The organism is Dyadobacter sp. NIV53 (genome assembly GCF_019711195.1).
GTDB lineage: Bacteria > Bacteroidota > Bacteroidia > Cytophagales > Spirosomataceae > Dyadobacter.
The window spans coordinates 1,762,913-1,781,055 of sequence record NZ_CP081299.1 but is presented as its reverse complement, the minus strand read 5'-3'; the positions used below and the strand labels follow the sequence as shown (position 1 = coordinate 1,781,055).

Here is an 18,143-nt window from a genome sequence, read left to right as displayed (position 1 = left end):
AAATAAAATTAATTATAACTATTCATCTGATATAAAATATTTTAAGACGCAAAGCTTATTGAAAACAGCGTTGGCAGCCTACCTTTTTTGATTATTATTGGCCGGTTAGCAGCACTTTCATTGTCTCGCTGAAGGCAGCAGAACGGATTTTCAGTAGATATATGCCTGAGGGAAGCTTCTGAGAAGTAAGATCTACTTCCACCTTTGTTGCTGGCCTGACTGACTCGAATTTGGGTTCCCAAACCGGGTTTCCCGATAAATTGGTCAGCTGCAAATCCACGTTTCCCTTATGCGCTTTGGACACTTGGACGAAGAAGCTTTTTGTCGCTGGGTTAGGGTAAATACTGGATGCCTCGGGCCTGGTTTCCAGAAGTACAATTTCCTGCTCTTCTCCCATCCTGGCTGCCGGTGGTGCCGCTGTTTCAATGACCAGCTGGGGTCGGTTTGCAGCATTCTCCCGGCTGTTAAAGCTCAGCTGCGCATTCTGGGCGGTCGGGTTGGTCAAAAGCAGGCTGACTGCCCTGTTGCCCGAAAGCTGCGATCTGACATAAGCCGTCACATCCAGCTCATAATATTTGGCAGTATTATTTACATTTACACTGCTTAACGACCCGCCTGTACCTACCGGTGCATTATACCAGGCAATACCGGTTTCCAGCCAGTTATCATCTTCCACGCCAAACACGGATAAAGACGCACTGGTCGTATTCTGCACATTGGAGCCGTAGATTCGCAGTTTGGCTGAGCTGAGCTGGCTGATCCCGTTAAGCGCAAAACGAAGGTAGGAATCCCTTTGATAACTGGGCAGGCTCCCGGCTTTTACTTCCAGGGTGGTTTCTTTACCATAGTTGATTTCCTGGTTGGGCGTGTTGCGCACATAAGTGTCAGCCACGGGTTCCAGTAGAAACTGCCCGTCCGGGATCACTTCAATGGCTGCAATAATGGGCTTGTCGGCAGTACCGGAGAGAAAGCTGATATCAAGCACGCCGTCAGTTATATTTACGGTAAAGCGCTCGGTTCTGGCGCGCATGGCTCCGCCTGCTACTGTGAAAATATCGTAGTTGGTCAGCTTGCGGACGCCTTCTATGTCGACGTTAAACTTTCTTTTGTTTGTGCCTGTTGTGCCGCTTCTGGAAGGCACACCCCAGTAGATTTCAGCAAAATGAAGTATTATATCAACTTTGCCGTTTTTAACAGGAATATCGTAGTTGAATGAAGTGCCAAAACGCTGCTCTTTATACAGCTGATCGTCGGTGGTATTGAGAATATCACCGCTGACAGCATTTGAAATGCTGGTCATGCCGCTGAAAAAGTCATCAGAACTGAAGAGACGGCCAGCAGTGGCATTGAATATGGCTCCGCCGGAATTAATGCGTATAGCCGATACGGCAGGTACGGATGTTTTGATTTTATAGAGCTCGCCGTCTGCACCCAGGATCAGCGTTCCGTTCAGATCGGTCATACCGGTAAATGACGTGCCGGTCCTGGGCTCAGGATGGTAATCCAGAACCATAAAGGTGCCAGCCTGGGTGCCGTCGCTGCGCCAGAGTTCTCTGCCTGTTGCCGGATCCGATAATGCGAAATACTGGATACTGCCTGCCATTGTGGAATATCTGATACTGTATTCGGACTGGTCTTCATACCGTAGGGTAGGGGGCCTGTCAATAAAGGTTAGCTGGCGGGTGCCTGCAATGGTCCCGTCAGTTACCCAGAGCTGGTCGCCTTCCTCTTTATCATACGGAACAAAAGATAACTTGCCGCCCAAATCCGTCCAATGGCGGATGTAAGGGTCTGACAGAAAAATATTTCCATCGAATGATGCCAGCTGAAAAGTACCGGCAGATGTTCCGTCGCTTCTCCACAGGTATTCCTTGTCAAAACCCAGAGAACTGAAATAAGTCAGTCCACCAGCTGTATAAAAATCAGAAAATTCGCTGTCAGCGTAATTTCCATCAAGAAAGTCTCTGACAAGGCTGGTACCTGCGGCTGTGCCGTCAGATTTCATCAGCTTAAATCCATTCTCTTTAAAGAACATGTAATATAAAAAATTGCCGTTTGCTACCATATTCCCATAAACAGGCTTCCAGTCATTAGGCTGAGGGTCATCGGTCACTACAACAGTACCCGCAGTGGTACCATCACTTTTCCAGAGTTCAAAACTGTTTATGCCATCATAGGCAACAAAATACAGTGCGTCTTTGAAGACAGTCAGATTGAGATGATAAGATTGTTCGCCAGCAAAAAGTTTAACTTGTGAAGTGCCGGCTACTGTGCCGTCAGTCTTCCAGATGGAACGTTTGGTTTCGTTATCAATTACAAAATACAAGACATTCTTTAATATCTTGAAACTGTTTATTACCCCGTAGTTTGACGAGGCATCTTTGATCATAATGGTACCTGCCGTTGTGCCGTCAGATCTCCAGAGCATGTTCTGGTTGGTTATAATATACAGGGTTTTGTTTACGGTTGCTGCGAGCTGAATGCTGCCGTAGGTGGAAGTTGGAAGCAGGTCTTTAATCAGGGTGGTTCCCGCCGTGGTCCCATCTGTTTTCCATAGTTCCTGCCCACCTGCGGTTCCCTGGTCGGCAATGAAATATACCCTGCCATCTGCATTTGTGAGCTGACTGGGGTCAGAACCGGTCTTAACCGGCCGGGATATCTGTTTGGTGCCGTCTGCGGTGAGATCACTTACAAAAAGCGGATAGCCGCCATCTGCCGCTACCGTAAAATATACGTTGTTGAGAGCAAAAAACGGTACGCTTGATATATCTAAATCCGTTGCCTGAGTAGTGCCCGAAGTGGTTCCGTCGCTCTTCCAGAGCCTCTGGTAACCTGCGAAATCAACCACAAAAGCCAGCTGATTATTATTAATAGTTCCTACAGGGTAAATGATGTAGCTGGCCGGATTTTCGCTGATGCCGGATACCAGTACGGTTCCGGCTGGCGTGCCATCTGTTTTCCACAATTCCGTGCCGGCATCACTGGACGCAAAAAAGTATAAGCCACCTTTGTATGATATCCAATAAAGAGGTCCAACATAGAAGTTAGAAGTACCTTGAAAGAGATCTTTCACCAATAAAGTCCCGGCTGTTGTGCCATCTGATTTCCATATTTCGGGTCCTGAAATCCCATCATCCGCTCTAAAAAAGATCTGCGGTCCAACGGTGACTAATCCATATATAGACGTGAAGCCCTGCCGAACCGTAACTGATGTAATTCCATCCGTGCGCTTCAATGCGTTGTCTTCAATATAGTACAGGTAGCTGCCCAGTGTAACATAAACTATATCCGGATAAATGATGCCTCCGGCTACGGTGCCTGCCGCAGTACCATCACTGGTCCAGGTCTGGAAGGTAGCGTTACTATTAAATCCTGATTTTATCTGAAAAACCAGTTTACCATTGAAATTGTAAGATCCTACAATTTGTGGGGAAGAATCCGGCTCGACAGAAAATGCTTTGACCAGTGTAGTTCCTGCCACCGTGCCGTCGGTCTTCCACAGCTCCAGAGCGCCCCTGGCCAAGGCACCTGAGAAATACACTGTCCCGTTGATGTCGAGAATATCGCCTTCATCAGACCTGGATGACCAGATCTGGTGAAGCGGAAGTGTTCCTAGAATTGTTCCATCGGTACGGAAAAGCCAGTGATTGCCCTCATAATAGGCCTTGAAAAAAACGTACCTGGAGCCGGCCGTCAGGTCTCTAACCGTGTTGTTTTCACTATATGTAAGATTGGTCAGCCTGATGCCTTCATTCGTGCCATCCATACTGTACACATTTACCGAATTTGTATAGATCAGCAGATTTCTCAGTGATACGTTTTTGGAGATATCCGGAGCAAAATTTCTGGAATTGGGATTAATATCCTTGATCAGCTCAAACTGCTGTGACCAGGCAGGATGTAACATACTCCCCAGGATAAAAAGGGCAGAGAATAGTAGATGTTTTATCATTTCGCCGTAGGGTTAAAATTCCTGTTATTATTCAAATTAATCATTGAATGTAACAATTAATATTAGATTATCCTACTATTTTATTTAGTTAAAAACTGGTATTATTTAGGCAGCTACAATTGTTAATTGAATTAAAAAAATTAGATAGATATAAAGCACAAGGCTCTATACAAAGATTAAAAACACACCATTGAATATTTAATTTTAGTGATTGACGGCCACTCTCCTGGATTAATAATAGAAAATAAACTTTGCTAAACCAATTACAATAACTTCATAGCAGATCTATTGTGCATCAAGTTTAGTAGAACTACAAGCAGAGGAGGGATACAATAAAATAAGACAAGCTAATAGAAAATTCTATTTAACATAACTTAAATTATAAAACAAAATAAAACTTACCTATAAACTCTAAAATAGTGCTTTTTATAACTTTGCACCAAATATTATTTTATTGGATAGCAATTTTTTTATGTTTAATAGGGTGTATGTTTTTCTGAGGTCGGCAAGCACAGACCCGCCAGGAGAACAAAGCCAAATGATATAAGTAAAACATTACCTGTGTTGCTTATGCAAAAAGAACCGGTGTCTGTTACTTTCATGATTTGTGTTTATCCGCTTGTTGGAGCAGATAGGCCAGGGCAGTCTGCCTGACAGCGGTATTTTGTTTGTTGACCGCCATGGCCAGCGCTTTTCCGGACCCTACAAATACAACCAGCTTCTTTGCCCGGGTAATACCGGTATAGATCAGGTTTCGGAACAGCATGTTAAAGTGCTGGGTGACCAAGGGGATAATAACAATTTCAAATTCGCTGCCCTGTGATTTGTGAATGGTGATGGCGTAAGCCAGGTCCAGTTCCAGCAGCGATTCTCTGGAATATATGACTTCTCTGAGCTGCTGACCCGCGCCAAACTGCACGATCACTTCCATGTCTTCATTGTCAACTGCGGTGATCTGACCAATGTCGCCATTAAAGACATTCAGATCATAGTTGTTGCGCTTCTGGATTACGCGGTCGCCCTGCCGGAAAGTTTTTCCCCCGACGGTAACCTGGGCTTTGCCGGTAGCGGCAGGATTGATCTTTTCCTGGATCACCTGGTTCAGGTTTGCCGTTCCCAGACTGCCACGGGTCATCGGGGAAAGAATCTGTATCTCTGCCTGTTTACCGTAATATTTGGGAATAATGGATTCGTAGAGTTTTTCGACCATGCCCACTGCCGAAAGGCCGTAATGCAGCGAGGACCAGGGATGGATACGTGCGGTCACTTCTTTCAGCTCGTCAATATGGGTGTTGGCCTGCAGCAGCGCATCCAGGTCCACATGACTGAATTTGGCCGGAATGACCAGGCCGTTATCCTGGTGGTAAGGGTCAGCATCTGGATCTTTGGTCTGCACCGTATCACCGCCCAGGCGCTTCACTCTGGAAATAAACCGTAGCTGCTCAGCCGTCGCTTCTTCGGAATCGATAAAGAGACAATCCTTTTTCTGCTGCCAGACCTGAGGCGTATGGAAAGGGGAGGCTATGGCGGGCACTTCCCCCTGGTTAATCTGATGGGCGTATGATATAATCAGTGACTCCTTTGCCTGGCGGAATATCTGGGTCAGTCGCATGCACGGAACTGCGCCGGAGAGAATCAGATCCTTTAACACATTGCCGGCGCCTACTGCGGGCAGCTGGTCTGCATCACCGATCAGCACAAGCTGCGCCTGCATGGGCAGCGCCCGAAGCAGGGCAGCCGTCAGGTGCACATCCAGCATCGAGCACTCATCAATGATCAGAATATCAGTCTGCAAAGTATCTTCCTCCTTGCGCTTGAAGCCGCCTGTGGCCGGATCAAATTCCAGCAGCCGGTGGATGGTTTTGGCTTCCAGGCCAATGACCTCGCTCATGCGCTGGGCCGCACGTCCGGTCGGAGCGGCCAGCATCACTTTCCGGTTCATCTTTTCAAGTACGCCGACCAGGGCCCGGGTCGTTGTGGTCTTTCCGCAGCCCGGTCCGCCGGTCAGGATCGAAAGCCGCATGCCAGCAATCTGCAGCACACTCTGGCTTTGCTGCCCGCTCAGCCTGATCTGATGCTGCTGACAGAAGGCGCCCAGCTCCTTGTGCAGATACTTTTGATCCGCTTTAAGTGGTAGGCTGATTAATTGTTTGACCCGGGTGGCAATGTAGAGCTCATCGAAGTACAGAGAGTGTGCATAGTAGCAGGTTTGTTCTGCTCCATCCTCACCGGGCAGCTGCCTGGTTTTGAGCTCTTCTTTTTGCTGCTGCTCTTGCAAAACCTTTTCAATGGCCGGACTGCCAGGCAGCGCCAGCAGCTGCTCGACCGCATGCAGGATCTGCTGGCGGGTCAGATAGCAGTGTCCCTGCTGGCGGGCACTTTGCAGCACATGGCCGATACCGGCCTGGATCCGCTGGGAAGAATCTGCTGCCAGGCCCAGACTGATGGCCACCTGGTCAGCCGACAGAAAGCCGATACCAAAGATATCCTCAGCCAGCCGGTAGGGATTGGTCTGCACCACCTCAATCGCCTCATTGCCATAGGTCTTGTAAATTTTGACTGCAAACAGTGTAGAGATGTTGTGGGACTGCAGAAACAGCATCACATTCCTGATTTCCTTGTGTTCTGTCCAGGCTTTGCTGATCATGTCCAGCTTCAGGCTTGCAATGCCTTCCACCTGGGTGAGCTGGCCGATACTGCTTTCAAAGACATCCAGGGTTTTATCACCGAAATGCTTTACGATCCTTTTGGCTGTCACCGGACCGACCCCTTTGATCAGGCCCGAGCCCAGATACTTTTCCAGCGCATTGGTAGTGGCCGGCTTTCTTTCAATGGCCTTCTCAGCTTTAAACTGCAGGCCGTGACCGGGATGCGTGACCCACTCGCCGTAAAAATCCATCGTGGCACCCGCAAATACTTTGGACTGGTGCACTACCACGGTAAGCTCCTGGCCAGCTCTTTGCAGGCTGCTGACTTTCAGGACAGAAAAACCCGTTTCCGCGCTATGGAAGGTAACGCGCAGGACAATGCCTGAAAGTCTTTCTAACGCTGCTGTATTTAATTTGTCAAGAGCCGGCATATACAGTGATTTCAAAGGCAAAGTTATAGGTACTTTCATAGAATTAATAGAAAGCAGGGCCGCTTTTTGAATCTGCTATTCTTTACAGCTAAAAAAATACAGAAGCATACGCGGCCGTCGTAATAGATAGCATGCCAGCTGCTGTTCTGTCCATTAATTTAACTTGGAATGGCAATACAGCACTATTTACCAGGCTGCCAATCAGAAAAGCTACAAAAAGAGCAGTAAATGATTTTTGTTTATATTCGCTTTTACATACCGGTATAAGCCAAAATATCTTATTGATGGTTCATATTTATTGCACCCAAAAGCTGGGAAAATTTCTTAATACTGCAAAGGGTGAGCTGCCAGAGCGCAGATCGCATGACTGGTCGGCGCATTTGTTTTTTGTATCGGGACGCAAATGCATCATTTTTGTCCATAAGAAAACGCTGTATTCCGTGCTGCTGCTGGATATTTTTAAAAAAGATATGGTGTATTTAAGCAAACTTTTTCTCGAAGCGCTGATCAGCCAGCTTGAAGCAGACAAGATTCCGGATCGTCATCAAAGCCTGGTCCGGGCTATTTACAAAGAAATAAGGTTTGTTCCGACTGACAATGACAGAAAAACCCTTGGCGTAATCAATAATATGATATCGATTATTCAGGCAGTAGCTGCCGATGGCTTAAAAGCTGCAGGGCAGTATGAAATCAATAAAATACCCCTGGCAGGCACTGAAATATGCCTATCCAAAAGATATAATGCTAAAAGAGCTCATCGAAATTAACCTGTAAAGCTGACAAAACGATCAAAATGGAATCTTATATCAATAACGCGGTTCTTTTTATCCATGAATACCGGAACATGGAAAATTCTGATATCGAAACCAATGAAAGGTTTATAAAAAGGGTAATTTCCCCTGACTGGATTGCTGACCATTTGTGCGACTCCTGGGCAGGCAGAAATAATGACTTTGGTGACTTCTATCTGAACCTGGACCATACCATCCAGGCAGACATCTTAGAGGCCTGGGGGATTCAGGTAGAAGGCTTGAAAGAATATAAAGACAAACAGGCTGCTGATCCCATGTTCAGCCTGTTCGCCCCTGCACCCATGACCATCACCTGGCTGCATGAATTGGTCAAATACTTTTATAATAACGGTATTGGCGGCCGAAAAGATCTTATACTATCAAATCTTCCTGCTCAGGACAAGCGCTACGGCAATTCTGCCAACTGGGGCAGCTATATTCTATCTCTTTCATCAGAAGGCCGGGAGCTGGTTTTACGGCAGCTGTACAGCCATATAACCAGTAAGTCAAGGATTTGAACAGATCCTAAAAAGGTGGGAGCTGTCCGGTATTAAATAGAAGCCTTTACAGTATACCTGCTGCTCAAAGCAAAGCCCTGATCAGATTCTGGAATGACTTGATTCAATTTCTTCAATACAGCACCTGCTTTGTAAATAAAGTCTGATTACAAGTGTCAGCTCCGATCAGGATGCAAGGAATCAACATACATGTATTCACTGCACTTTTTTACTGGTGTAGTATTTCGGACAGCCGGAAACAGCTTAACAGGCTACCATTCTCATTTCGGATCTGTTATCTTTCATGACAGGCATAATTCCGGATTACATAGTGACTTTTGCCTTACATCCGGCATTTTTCCCGGCAGGTAATAGCGGATTAAATATATTACCTTAAAGCTTGATGAGAAGAAATTATATAGGGAATTCTTACCCTATCAGTAATACCAATCCTGGTTCATCTAAGCCGACTGCTTTTAGGTGCTGCATTGTTCTATCTGTTTTAGATAGATCGTTGGTTATTTAAAACCCTTGTCTATCCAGTCAATCAGTTCCAAAGTATCAATTCTGATATCTGCCTCCAGCTCCCTATCATCAGAAATGCATTCAAGCCAATAGTCATTGGGACCATACGGGGTAATATATAACTGTAAGGTTATACTTGCGCTCATGCCGATATTTTCGCCGGTTTCGTGATAATGTTGTTTAAAGAAATCCATGTATTCTTTTGATCGGCAAACGACACTGGACAAAGAAAATTCATCATTATCATTGTTAAAAAATAGACAGATGGAATCTAACGATGCCGGATCTTTGACATAAAAAAAATATACCTTTCATACGTATAATTTCCACTTAAAGGAACCAATAATTCTGATTCCGGCCAGTATGTCTTGATTGCAGTAGAAAGATCTTTTAAAATTTCTTCTTTCATATTTCTTTTTAGCAAAAGACGCACTTTTAAAAAAAAGTCACCAATAAATCCGGGGCTACTTAATTTATAATGCTCATTTTCGATTGATAACCATGCTGGGGTAACTATTACTTTCCTCTAAAGATCGGTAGTTGTTCTTACAGCAGTTGTACAGCCATGTTATGGGTAAATCAAAAGAACAGTTCTTTAAAAGGCGGTAGTTTAGTTATCTACCAGTAATCTTCCATTGTGGTTATTCACCCGCTTTCATTTTTGGTCAGGCCGGGTCTGGTTATATGTTATTTTCTCTCATTTTTTGTGAGCGGGAATGAAGCTGCTAAGGTAGGGGAGTGGCGCAGTCCGGGCCAAAAAGCGTCCGGCATAAACACGGATCCACACGCACAAGGCTTTGATTTATTCCATTTCCTTTTTGTGCCGGACTGCCGCCTTCCCCTGAAAGGGCACCATCATTCACTTTAACAAAAAAGATGATGGAAAACACAGACAAACAACTCTGCAGCCTGGTAGCCGAAATCGAGCTCGTTTACCATACCACCGTAAAACCTTCACAGATGCCGAAGGTAACCTGCTCGAAAGATGCGTACGATATACTGATAGCCTCCTGGGACCAGGGCAAAATCAATCTGATCGAGCAATGTAAAATACTGCTTTTAAACCGGGCCAATAAAGTACTGGGCATCTGTGAGATCTCATCCGGCGGCATGTCGGGTACGATCGTAGATGTAAAGCTCATTTTTGCAGCCGCTTTGAAGGCAGGGGCCAGCGGATTTATCATTGCCCACAACCACCCTTCGGGAAACCTGACAGCCAGCCAGGCAGACCGGGCCTTTACCAGAAGACTGAAACTGGCAGGGGAGCTGCTGGACCTGCCGCTTTTGGACCATATCATCCTGGGCAGTGAAGGGTTTATCTCCTTTGAAGACGAGGGACTGCTGTAATAGCTTTTTTAGGAAGCAGTGACCAGGTTACTGCTTCCTGTCTTTCATTCAGCTAAAACAGATTTACAGTCTTTAAGCACAATAGTTAGCTTGGTAGCCTAAATCCTTCCAGGTCCGTTTGCTACTTTATAAGAAAAATTTTAAAGTACGTGCAGCATTTGTTAATCACGTAAAATAGCATATGAGTTGTTCTCATAACAGGTTTTTATGTCAAACGAAACGTATAGGGGCTGGGTTGCACTGGATGCTTTATGTTGAAAATATCGGGGTAGAGTAGGCCAAACTGTCAACTTATTTCAGTGACATACTAACGGTCAACGCTTTTTAGGACGGGTCAGACTATCTGACTCCGGAAGAGCGAACCTGGTTTGATAACCTACCCCAGCTGCCGACTGATCAAAAGAATAAACTTCATCCTAAATGTTTGCTTTGCTTGCTTTTGCGAAGAAAGATAAATGCCTGGCTGATCAGGGAGAAATAGCCTTATAACTCAAGGCTGTTAGGTTTGGCTGGCAGTCAAGAGAAAAGCCCCGGATTATATGCTGCAATAACAAATGATTATATCATATCTTACCCTGAATTTTTATTTAAAAAAATGAATAAATTATTTTGATTTATATTTTCGGTTTTTTAATTTTATTGTCTAGGCGTCCCTAAAAAGACTGACCTGTTAAGGCGGCTTCACAGCCTGACCTATTTAAGGGTGCTACATTAATATGGGCACCCTTAACCTTTTTAATATACCAGACTGGCAGAAGATCAGGATTAATTTCCAGGCAATACAGACTGAGATTGGTAGCCGGTCTGACAATGGTGTAATTCCAATGTTATTTGTGCGGACACGCTCCATGTTTTATCCTCTGACTTTATTGGCAGGATCAGTTATAAACAGGCTAATTATGATTTTTGGCGCATCAAAATAACCCTGGTTGAAAATGATTTACTTTTAGAGATATAGGTTGAAGATTATTCTTTATAAAAATTATTCGCGCAGAATGATGTATAAAGTATGATCAAAGTAAAAATTCCTGATGGACGGTATCAAAATGCTTATAAATCAGAATAATAAAAAATGATGTAATTTAGGTTTGAGATTCAGGTATACTATACTCGTCTGACACCAGGTTATAATTGAGAAACTAACAGTTGAATTAACGGTAATGGGAGCAGCTGATGACTTTATTCATTCATTTTTTAAGCTGCATCCGCACCTGCAAAGCGGCCAGCTCAGCCTGGACGAGCTGAACCGACTGATGGCCATACATCAGAATCAGATCAATAACCGGCCCCTCGCTGATTTTGACAGCGTAAGTCCCTCTCAAATGGATGTTTTACTTAATCAGCCGCTTTCCGACAGATGTATATTACAGATAAGAGAGCATGTAAATAATCATTTTAGTCAGGTCCCGCTTCTGAGGCTTTCGGACCTGCTGATAGGTCAGATCTATCATGAAGGTAGTCTGAAACTGACAACGAAAGGAAACCTCCCTGTCCGCGTATGTGAGCTTCTTTATAATCAGCATCTAATCAGCTGGAAGTACATGGCGTATGCAAAAAGGATCCTGGAAGAGGAAATTCCTTACCTATGGCCGCTGAAACATTACCTGCTTAGTGAAGGGATTGTAAAAAAACGGGGCAACACCCTTTCACTGACCCAGAAAGGTGAAAAATTCAGAATTCAAAGTGACAGCCACCGTTTTGAGAATCTGCTGCTTTTCTTTGGATCAACATTTCACTGGGGCAACTTTTACGATTACCCGGATGAGGGAAGATACGGGCAGCTGGGATGGGCGTTCTCACTAGTATTATTAGCCAGGTATGCAGATCAGCCCCGAAGCAGTCAGTTTTACAGTCTGAAACTCATGCAGGCCTTTGAAAAGCAGCTATGGGAAAACCACCAGGCTGGCATACAAAACCCGGCCGTAGCTGATTTTCATCTGGTTTATGACATCCGCTTTGTTGAAAGTTTTGCGCACTGGTTTGGTTTGGTAAACATTGAAAGAAAAAATGATCAGGGGATCTCTTTTTTCGATCAGCTGACCATCACAAAAACAAACCTGTTTGACAGCATATTTGTGCTGACAGACAAATAAATTTAACTCTCGCAATCTAAAAGCTGATGTCAGGCTCTTTTTTAGACAAAGAAACTGGCCGGCAGAAAAAAAGCCAGCGCCGCAATCATGTTCTTGCCAGATGGAAAGAATCAGAGAGCAGTATTTATGTAGAGCGGCCTTAAAAAGCAAAAGTAGGGAAGGTGGTTAACTGATTTCTTGTGAGCAGGGCTTTTTAAAATCATAACCGCTTCATAAATTCTATTTAACATAATCTAAGTTATACAACAAATCATATCTACTGGTTTTAGTGTACATTAAACTCGTAACATCCTGTATATTAACGTATTACAAAGAAATAAAAAAGCAGGCAATCTATATCTTTTAAAAGAAAAGTTGTAGAAATTTATCGTGCTGAAATAGCAGACAAGCATGAGATCCATCAGAATCTGCACATTTCACCGACGGAGCTCCGCCGCTTGAACCGGTGGTACTTCAGGCACCGTTTAAAACGTCATTTATCTTCCCATTCATTTTTTAAGCAGACTATGAAAAAGAAAACTGATGCATCTTACCTGAAAGTCCTTGAAAAGCGGCTTCTGGAATCTGAAAAAGAGAACAAATTCCTGCGGCTTAAAGCCGAAGCCTTTGAGATTGCCATCCAGATTGCGGAAGAAGACTGGGCCGCCAGCGCGGTTTAAAATTCCGATCCTAAAAAAGTCTGGCCGCATCGGCGGACCGACCGTTCAACCGAAAAACTGACCCGTCGCTACCCTCTTACGGGTATGAAGCAGTTGTGTAAGTTGTTTGGGTTGACAAGACAAGCCTGGTATGCGGCTGCCGGGCGTCAGGAGAAAAAATGTTTTCAAAAGGATCTGATCCTGGAAGAAGTCCGACAGATCAGGCGCAAAATCCCAGGTATTGGAACTGCGAAACTGCATGAGGTTATACAGGATCTTATCAGGAAGCACCAGCTTAAACTAGGACGGGATAAATTGCATAAGCTACTGAAGGACAGTAATTTATTGTCAATCAAGAAAAGAAAACGGGTTAAGACCACTGACTCTGACCATTGTTATTACAAATACCCGAACCGGGCAAAAAATGTAGTGCCTAACCGGCCTAACATGCTATGGGTCACTGATATGACTTATATCCCACTGGGTTCAAATTTTGTTTATTGGTCTGTCATTATGGATGCTTATTCACGTAAAATCGTCGGCTGGCATCTGGATAAAACCATGCAGGCCAGAGGATCGGTACAGGCCCTGGACATGGCACTTTTGTCACGAGGAAAATCTGACAAACCCCTAATTCACCATTCGGATCGGGGCGTACAGTATTGCTCGTGGAAACATGTTGATCGGCTGGGAGATAACTGCGTGACCATCATCATGACCCAGAGCGGCGATCCCACCGAAAATGCCATGGCCGAACGGGTGTTCCGGACACTAAAGGAAGACTTTGGCCTGCATGGTTTTGTTTCTTTTTCAGCAGCAAGAGAGGCAGTTGAGAAAGCCATCAACAATTATAACACCATGCGGCCACATGCTTCAATCGGTTATCTGACCCCTCACCAGGCACATCATCGGACAGGCCCCCTGCCACTTAAGTGGTACCCGTACTAAAAAATACGTTTTGGAAACGTCCAATACCAGCCGGATATGCAAAAACCGGATAAGTGTCAACCGATTTCAGTAGCATATGGTTTTCGTTACAAATGGATCGTAGTCGCGGATGATGAAAAAATACTTTAAGAAACTAAATACCTAGTTTTCTAGCGCCGTTTTTCGCCCATTTGTCAGATAAACCTCAGACTTGCCGGAGCATCTAGTGATCAAGGACAGGTAATTAGAGAGATTCGCAAACTAAAAAGAAGGATATCGAAATAAAGGGACTTGTTATGAGTAAGGTTAATCTAAAGTCATTAATAAAGCTACATAAGATAGCTTTTAATGCATAATTAAAGTTTCAATAGTAGATATTATTGATTTATATTTATTAATTATAAATTTGTATATCGATTATTTAAATAAACTAATTATGAGAAAGATTATTTTTGCTCTAGTTATTCCCGTTATGTTTTTATCCTGTTCAAAAGATGCAAATGAGATTACTCCGGGAAGTGGTGCCTCATTTAAAGTAGAGTATATTCAGACAGGGAAATTTGAAGGGTATTCAAGAACGATAGGACTTGGATCGGATTTGGAATTGCAACAATAAAGAGGACAAAATGTTAAGCCGCAATTTTCTGCATATTTAAAAGTTCTTCAAATTCTTTTGGTGACATGTACCCGAGGGCAGAATGAAGCCTCTTTCTATTATACCAGGTTTCAATATATTCAAATACAATTATTGCTGCCTGGTGTTTATTAATAAAAGTATTTTGGTAAACACATTCTGCTTTTAAGGTCTTAAAAAAACTTTCAGCAACCGCATTATCCCAACAATTTCCTTTTCTGCTCATGCTTCTTATTACCAGTGGGCTTTTGTCCAGCAAACTTTTAAATTCGTTGCAGGCGTATTGAATTCCCCTATCCGAATGGAAAATTAATTCACAGGTTACGCTTCTATTTTTCAGAGCCATTTTCCACGCAGGTATCACAGTATCAATAGCTTTCATTGTTGAACTAAGCGCCCATCCAATTACTCTCCTGTCAGCTAAATCCAGTACTATGGTGAGATATAGCCAACCTTGCGTCGTTTTAATGTATGTGATGTCAGACACCCACGCAGTAGCTATTTTTTCTACTTTAAATTGCCTGTTAAGCTTATTTGCTACAACCGGATATGTATGTTCAGAATCTGTTGTGACACGGAATTTTCTCTTGACAATACTTCTTATTTTTGCTTTCTTCATCAGTCTGGCGACCCTTGGACGGGACACTTTCACCCCCAGTTTGTACAATTCCTGAGTGACCCTGGGGCTTCCGTACGTTTGTTTACTATCCCCATGAATAACAATTATTTTATCGATAAGGGTCTGATTTTCAATAGCTGTATCCGATAGTTTATTGCTCAGCCAAGTATAAAACCTGCTTCTGCTTACCTTAAAAACCATGCACATTTTCTCAATGGGAAATATTTTCCGGTGATCCTTTATGAACCCGAATATTTGCCATCGCTCCTGGAGAAAATGCCTACAGCCTTTTTTAAGATATCTCGTTCAAGTTGTGTGTCGCGGAGTTCTTTCCTTAGCCGGGCCAATTCCTGTTCCGTTTCACTTAAAATCACCTTTCCGTTGCCAGGAAAACTACCGTTTTGTTTCGCAGAAAACTCTCTACGCCAGCGGTATAGCATAGCAGGTGGAACATCCAATTCTTTTGCCAGTGCAGCAAGGTCTGTGCGGCTATTGCTTAGTTCAACGCTCATCAGTTTGAACTCCTTGTCAAATACTCTTCTTTCTCCAGACATAAGTGTTAAGTTATAAAAGTTTCACTTAACTCAATGTCCACTTAAAGGTAGCAAGTCCACTATCTATTACCCGAAGACACGGTTTCTCCATTTGAATTTTGGGAAGACGTTTTTCATGAAGCAAGGCTGAATGGACCACGAATGCTCGCAGCCTTACTTTTAGTGGTTCCTTACGATCAGTTTAGCACAAAAGCTAAGTCTGCTAGAATGAAATTACTCGAATCTTTAATGAACCTTAAAAACAGTTAAATATGAAAAAGTCTATTAGAATAATCAAACCAGGAAGGCCATTACTCATCACTAATAAATATGTTTCTGTTTTATTAGTAATAGCTTTATATTTTTCACAGATATTATATTCGGTAGGACAGACAATTCCCATTCAATCATCGATTGAGTCAATAGCAAAATATACTAATTTAGGATCTGACAGAACTGCCAGTTTGCTAGCCGAGATAGGATTCAACCCACCAGAAAATTTAAAATTGAAATGGGATCGTTTTCCTGCAGTTCGCAAAATCGAAACTGCATATTTGGCTGTGGACGGAAACTCAGGTGAGCGTATGCTGGCATTACTGGCAAATAATCTTGCCCAAAGATATGAATCGGTCCGATATGAACACACATTGACAACTTTACTAGACAAATTCAGTTTCAATACTGAAGAGAAAATTTTATTTAAGAATTTGAGTAGTATAGAATCTTCGAACATACCTATATCTAGCTCAGTAAGAGAGCCTATAATGGCAATTACTAAATATAGCGATGCAAGAGCACTTGGCGGTTCCACAGGAATTTTAAAAAATTATTTTAATCTTACAGATAAAAAGGTCTACGATATATTAAGAAGCAGTTCAGACAATTATGATGCTCTTATTAAGGGAATTAACAGCGCTTCAATACCACCATCACAAAGGGACAGACTTATAAAGATAGTAAAAGAACTACAAAAGTCATATCAGGCAGCGCAGACTGATGCAGCATTGAATAAGATATCAAGGTATTATAGTTCTGAAAAAATGCCTCAAGGAACTGTTTTAAATGAAAATAAACAATTGATTAGAATTGAAGATCAGTATAAAAATTACCAAGAAAGACATTTCAAAACAGAGAGCTCACGAAAGTTTCAAAATATGAAAATGGATACCAAGACCTATGGTGGTGTGGTATTTGGAAATAATGTCTCTACCAGTGCTTCACTCATAAATAAAAAATTAAAGTATATTAAATGGATTGAAGCTGCTTCTGACAAGCCAGGAGAATCGGTCAATGGTAGTTTAGAATTTGAATTTTTTGATGGAAGCGTCAAAGTTACTCCTTCCATACTATTAGAAGATATTTATGCTGCTCACAGAATAATTTTTGATGATAACGGAAAATCAAAATATCTTCAAGGAGATGGAATTGGTTTAGCAGGTGCCAATTACTTAATTACTGATACGTCCAGTATAAAGGTTAGAAAAAAGTTTCTAAATGAGCCAATAAATTCAGAAAAATACTACATGGAAAATTATGACTGGGACTATGTGAACGATTCTTTGTATGGGTATGGGCATGGATATGAATTTTTTTTCTATAAAAAATGTGTTTTGCACCCAGCTATTGCGAATTTAGAATTGGGAAGGAGCTTGATAAAGGTGTGATTTGTGGTTAAGAACTGGAAGATATTTGAAGAACAAGCTTTTAATAAGCAGACCAACGCCGACTGAGGTCACAATTTTGGATAAATGGCTAATTGGTCACGAATCTAATGGTTGGAAATATACTGATGCTCCAATGTTCATAGGCTCTGATATAAATTTCATAAACGTAGCTCCGCTAAAAGCTAGTTCGGAATTACGTTTGAACGCAAGTTGTATACTTTTTAACTTTGTTAGCGAAAAAGATACCACATATACAGAATTCAAAGGGTTCAAATATATAATGCCGTTACTAACTAAATCACTTGAGGATTTTGATCGATTAAATAATTTTTCAAAAGTACTAGCTTTGGTTCGGTGGGCAGCAATTAATAATGCAATATTCCTAAATAAGCCAACTGAACCCTCTTTTTTAAATAAGCCGTTGGTTATAAAAGCAGATGATACCGGGATAAGCATATTTGATACTGTGAAGGAGGTCAGAGCTTCATATGGTTACAAGTAACAGTATCTGCTAAACGCTGGCAGGGCCATTTATTACAAAATGCAAATCATTAAAGAGCGCAAATACACCCAGGTGAAGGCAGAAAGTAAGACTACTCAGAAAACGGTTATTGTGATAACGGATATTTAATTAAATTAAGCCATGGGAGACAAAGAGTATTTACCGATGACTGAGAAACAAATCTGACAACGGCAGCGCGAAGATTACCATCGCAGAATGAATCAGGAGAAGGATAAAAAGGAAAAGAAGAAAATGGTAATGTAGGTCGATATTTTTTGTCCATCAAAAGCGAATACCCTCGTTCGGTATTCGCTTTTTTTATATCTTACCTTTATAAATCCT

At 42.7% G+C, this 18,143-nt stretch carries 14 protein-coding genes; 10 read left to right on the top strand and 4 right to left on the bottom strand.

What is annotated here, in order from left to right; translation table 11 throughout:
* Positions 1-94: 94 nt before the first annotated feature.
* Entirely contained in the window at positions 95-3,952 is a 3,858-nt protein-coding gene (locus KZC02_RS07200; protein ID WP_221393473.1) for a DNRLRE domain-containing protein, read from the bottom strand.
* A gap of 598 nt (positions 3,953-4,550) precedes the next feature.
* Complete coding sequence (locus tag KZC02_RS07195) at positions 4,551-7,070, bottom strand: AAA family ATPase (RefSeq protein WP_229254050.1); 2,520 nt, start codon at positions 7,068-7,070, stop codon at positions 4,551-4,553.
* 245 nt (positions 7,071-7,315) lie between these two features.
* Here KZC02_RS07195 and KZC02_RS07190 point away from each other — a divergent pair, with 245 nt between their 5' ends.
* Positions 7,316-7,798 (top strand): DUF6933 domain-containing protein, encoded by a 483-nt coding sequence (locus KZC02_RS07190; protein ID WP_221393472.1) that lies wholly within the window; start codon positions 7,316-7,318, stop codon positions 7,796-7,798.
* A gap of 26 nt (positions 7,799-7,824) precedes the next feature.
* Positions 7,825-8,340: a hypothetical protein gene (locus tag KZC02_RS07185; protein ID WP_221393471.1), complete on the top strand. Its 516-nt coding sequence runs from the start codon at positions 7,825-7,827 to the stop codon at positions 8,338-8,340.
* Positions 8,341-8,837: 497 nt separating this feature from the next.
* Here the strand turns inward: KZC02_RS07185 and KZC02_RS07180 are convergent, their stop codons facing one another.
* A complete protein-coding gene (locus KZC02_RS07180; protein WP_221393470.1) occupies positions 8,838-9,038 on the bottom strand; it encodes a hypothetical protein in 201 nt (66 codons plus the stop codon).
* A gap of 682 nt (positions 9,039-9,720) precedes the next feature.
* Here KZC02_RS07180 and KZC02_RS07175 point away from each other — a divergent pair.
* The 6 genes from KZC02_RS07175 to KZC02_RS07150 all read left to right on the top strand — a co-directional run bounded on the left by KZC02_RS07175 (position 9,721) and on the right by KZC02_RS07150 (position 14,465).
* Positions 9,721-10,191, top strand: coding sequence for a JAB domain-containing protein (locus tag KZC02_RS07175; protein ID WP_310590419.1), 471 nt, complete (start codon positions 9,721-9,723; stop codon positions 10,189-10,191).
* 716 nt (positions 10,192-10,907) lie between these two features.
* Positions 10,908-11,114, top strand: a complete 207-nt coding sequence (locus tag KZC02_RS07170; protein WP_221393469.1) for a hypothetical protein — start codon at positions 10,908-10,910, stop codon at positions 11,112-11,114.
* A gap of 237 nt (positions 11,115-11,351) precedes the next feature.
* Positions 11,352-12,284: a hypothetical protein gene (locus KZC02_RS07165; protein WP_221393468.1), complete on the top strand. Its 933-nt coding sequence runs from the start codon at positions 11,352-11,354 to the stop codon at positions 12,282-12,284.
* Positions 12,285-12,790: 506 nt separating this feature from the next.
* Positions 12,791-12,943, top strand: coding sequence for a hypothetical protein (locus tag KZC02_RS07160; protein ID WP_221393467.1), 153 nt, complete (start codon positions 12,791-12,793; stop codon positions 12,941-12,943).
* 84 nt (positions 12,944-13,027) lie between these two features.
* On the top strand, positions 13,028-13,870 hold the full coding sequence (locus tag KZC02_RS07155) for an IS3 family transposase (protein ID WP_221393466.1): 843 nt from the start codon (positions 13,028-13,030) through the stop codon (positions 13,868-13,870).
* A gap of 415 nt (positions 13,871-14,285) precedes the next feature.
* Positions 14,286-14,465, top strand: coding sequence for a hypothetical protein (locus KZC02_RS07150; protein WP_221393465.1), 180 nt, complete (start codon positions 14,286-14,288; stop codon positions 14,463-14,465).
* A 13-nt stretch (positions 14,466-14,478) separates the two neighbouring features.
* On the opposite strand, the gene KZC02_RS07145 is transcribed toward KZC02_RS07150, so the two are convergent.
* A protein-coding gene (locus KZC02_RS07145; RefSeq protein WP_221389931.1) for an IS3 family transposase occupies positions 14,479-15,656 on the bottom strand; the annotation gives its coding sequence in 2 pieces (ribosomal slippage) (positions 14,479-15,386 and positions 15,386-15,656; 1,179 coding nt in all).
* Between the two features lie 251 nt (positions 15,657-15,907).
* Here KZC02_RS07145 and KZC02_RS07140 point away from each other — a divergent pair.
* On the top strand, positions 15,908-17,299 hold the full coding sequence (locus KZC02_RS07140; RefSeq protein WP_221393464.1) for a hypothetical protein: 1,392 nt from the start codon (positions 15,908-15,910) through the stop codon (positions 17,297-17,299).
* Between the two features lie 25 nt (positions 17,300-17,324).
* Complete coding sequence (locus tag KZC02_RS07135) at positions 17,325-17,801, top strand: hypothetical protein (protein WP_221393463.1); 477 nt, start codon at positions 17,325-17,327, stop codon at positions 17,799-17,801.
* Positions 17,802-18,143: the final 342 nt, after the last annotated feature.

What these genes read in the sequence shown, in the direction of transcription:
- KZC02_RS07170 (WP_221393469.1), top strand. Translation starts at nt 10,908, where the DNA reads ATGGGCACCCTTAACCTTTTTAATATACCAGACTGGCAGAAGATCAGG.
- KZC02_RS07200 (WP_221393473.1), bottom strand. Translation starts at nt 3,952, where the DNA reads ATGATAAAACATCTACTATTCTCTGCCCTTTTTATCCTGGGGAGTATG.
- KZC02_RS07140 (WP_221393464.1), top strand. Translation starts at nt 15,908, where the DNA reads ATGAAAAAGTCTATTAGAATAATCAAACCAGGAAGGCCATTACTCATC.
- KZC02_RS07195 (WP_229254050.1), bottom strand. Translation starts at nt 7,070, where the DNA reads ATGAAAGTACCTATAACTTTGCCTTTGAAATCACTGTATATGCCGGCT.
- KZC02_RS07175 (WP_310590419.1), top strand. Translation starts at nt 9,721, where the DNA reads ATGATGGAAAACACAGACAAACAACTCTGCAGCCTGGTAGCCGAAATC.
- KZC02_RS07150 (WP_221393465.1), top strand. Translation starts at nt 14,286, where the DNA reads ATGAGAAAGATTATTTTTGCTCTAGTTATTCCCGTTATGTTTTTATCC.
- KZC02_RS07180 (WP_221393470.1), bottom strand. Translation starts at nt 9,038, where the DNA reads ATGGATTTCTTTAAACAACATTATCACGAAACCGGCGAAAATATCGGC.
- KZC02_RS07185 (WP_221393471.1), top strand. Translation starts at nt 7,825, where the DNA reads ATGGAATCTTATATCAATAACGCGGTTCTTTTTATCCATGAATACCGG.
- KZC02_RS07160 (WP_221393467.1), top strand. Translation starts at nt 12,791, where the DNA reads ATGAAAAAGAAAACTGATGCATCTTACCTGAAAGTCCTTGAAAAGCGG.
- KZC02_RS07155 (WP_221393466.1), top strand. Translation starts at nt 13,028, where the DNA reads ATGAAGCAGTTGTGTAAGTTGTTTGGGTTGACAAGACAAGCCTGGTAT.
- KZC02_RS07190 (WP_221393472.1), top strand. Translation starts at nt 7,316, where the DNA reads ATGGTTCATATTTATTGCACCCAAAAGCTGGGAAAATTTCTTAATACT.
- KZC02_RS07165 (WP_221393468.1), top strand. Translation starts at nt 11,352, where the DNA reads ATGGGAGCAGCTGATGACTTTATTCATTCATTTTTTAAGCTGCATCCG.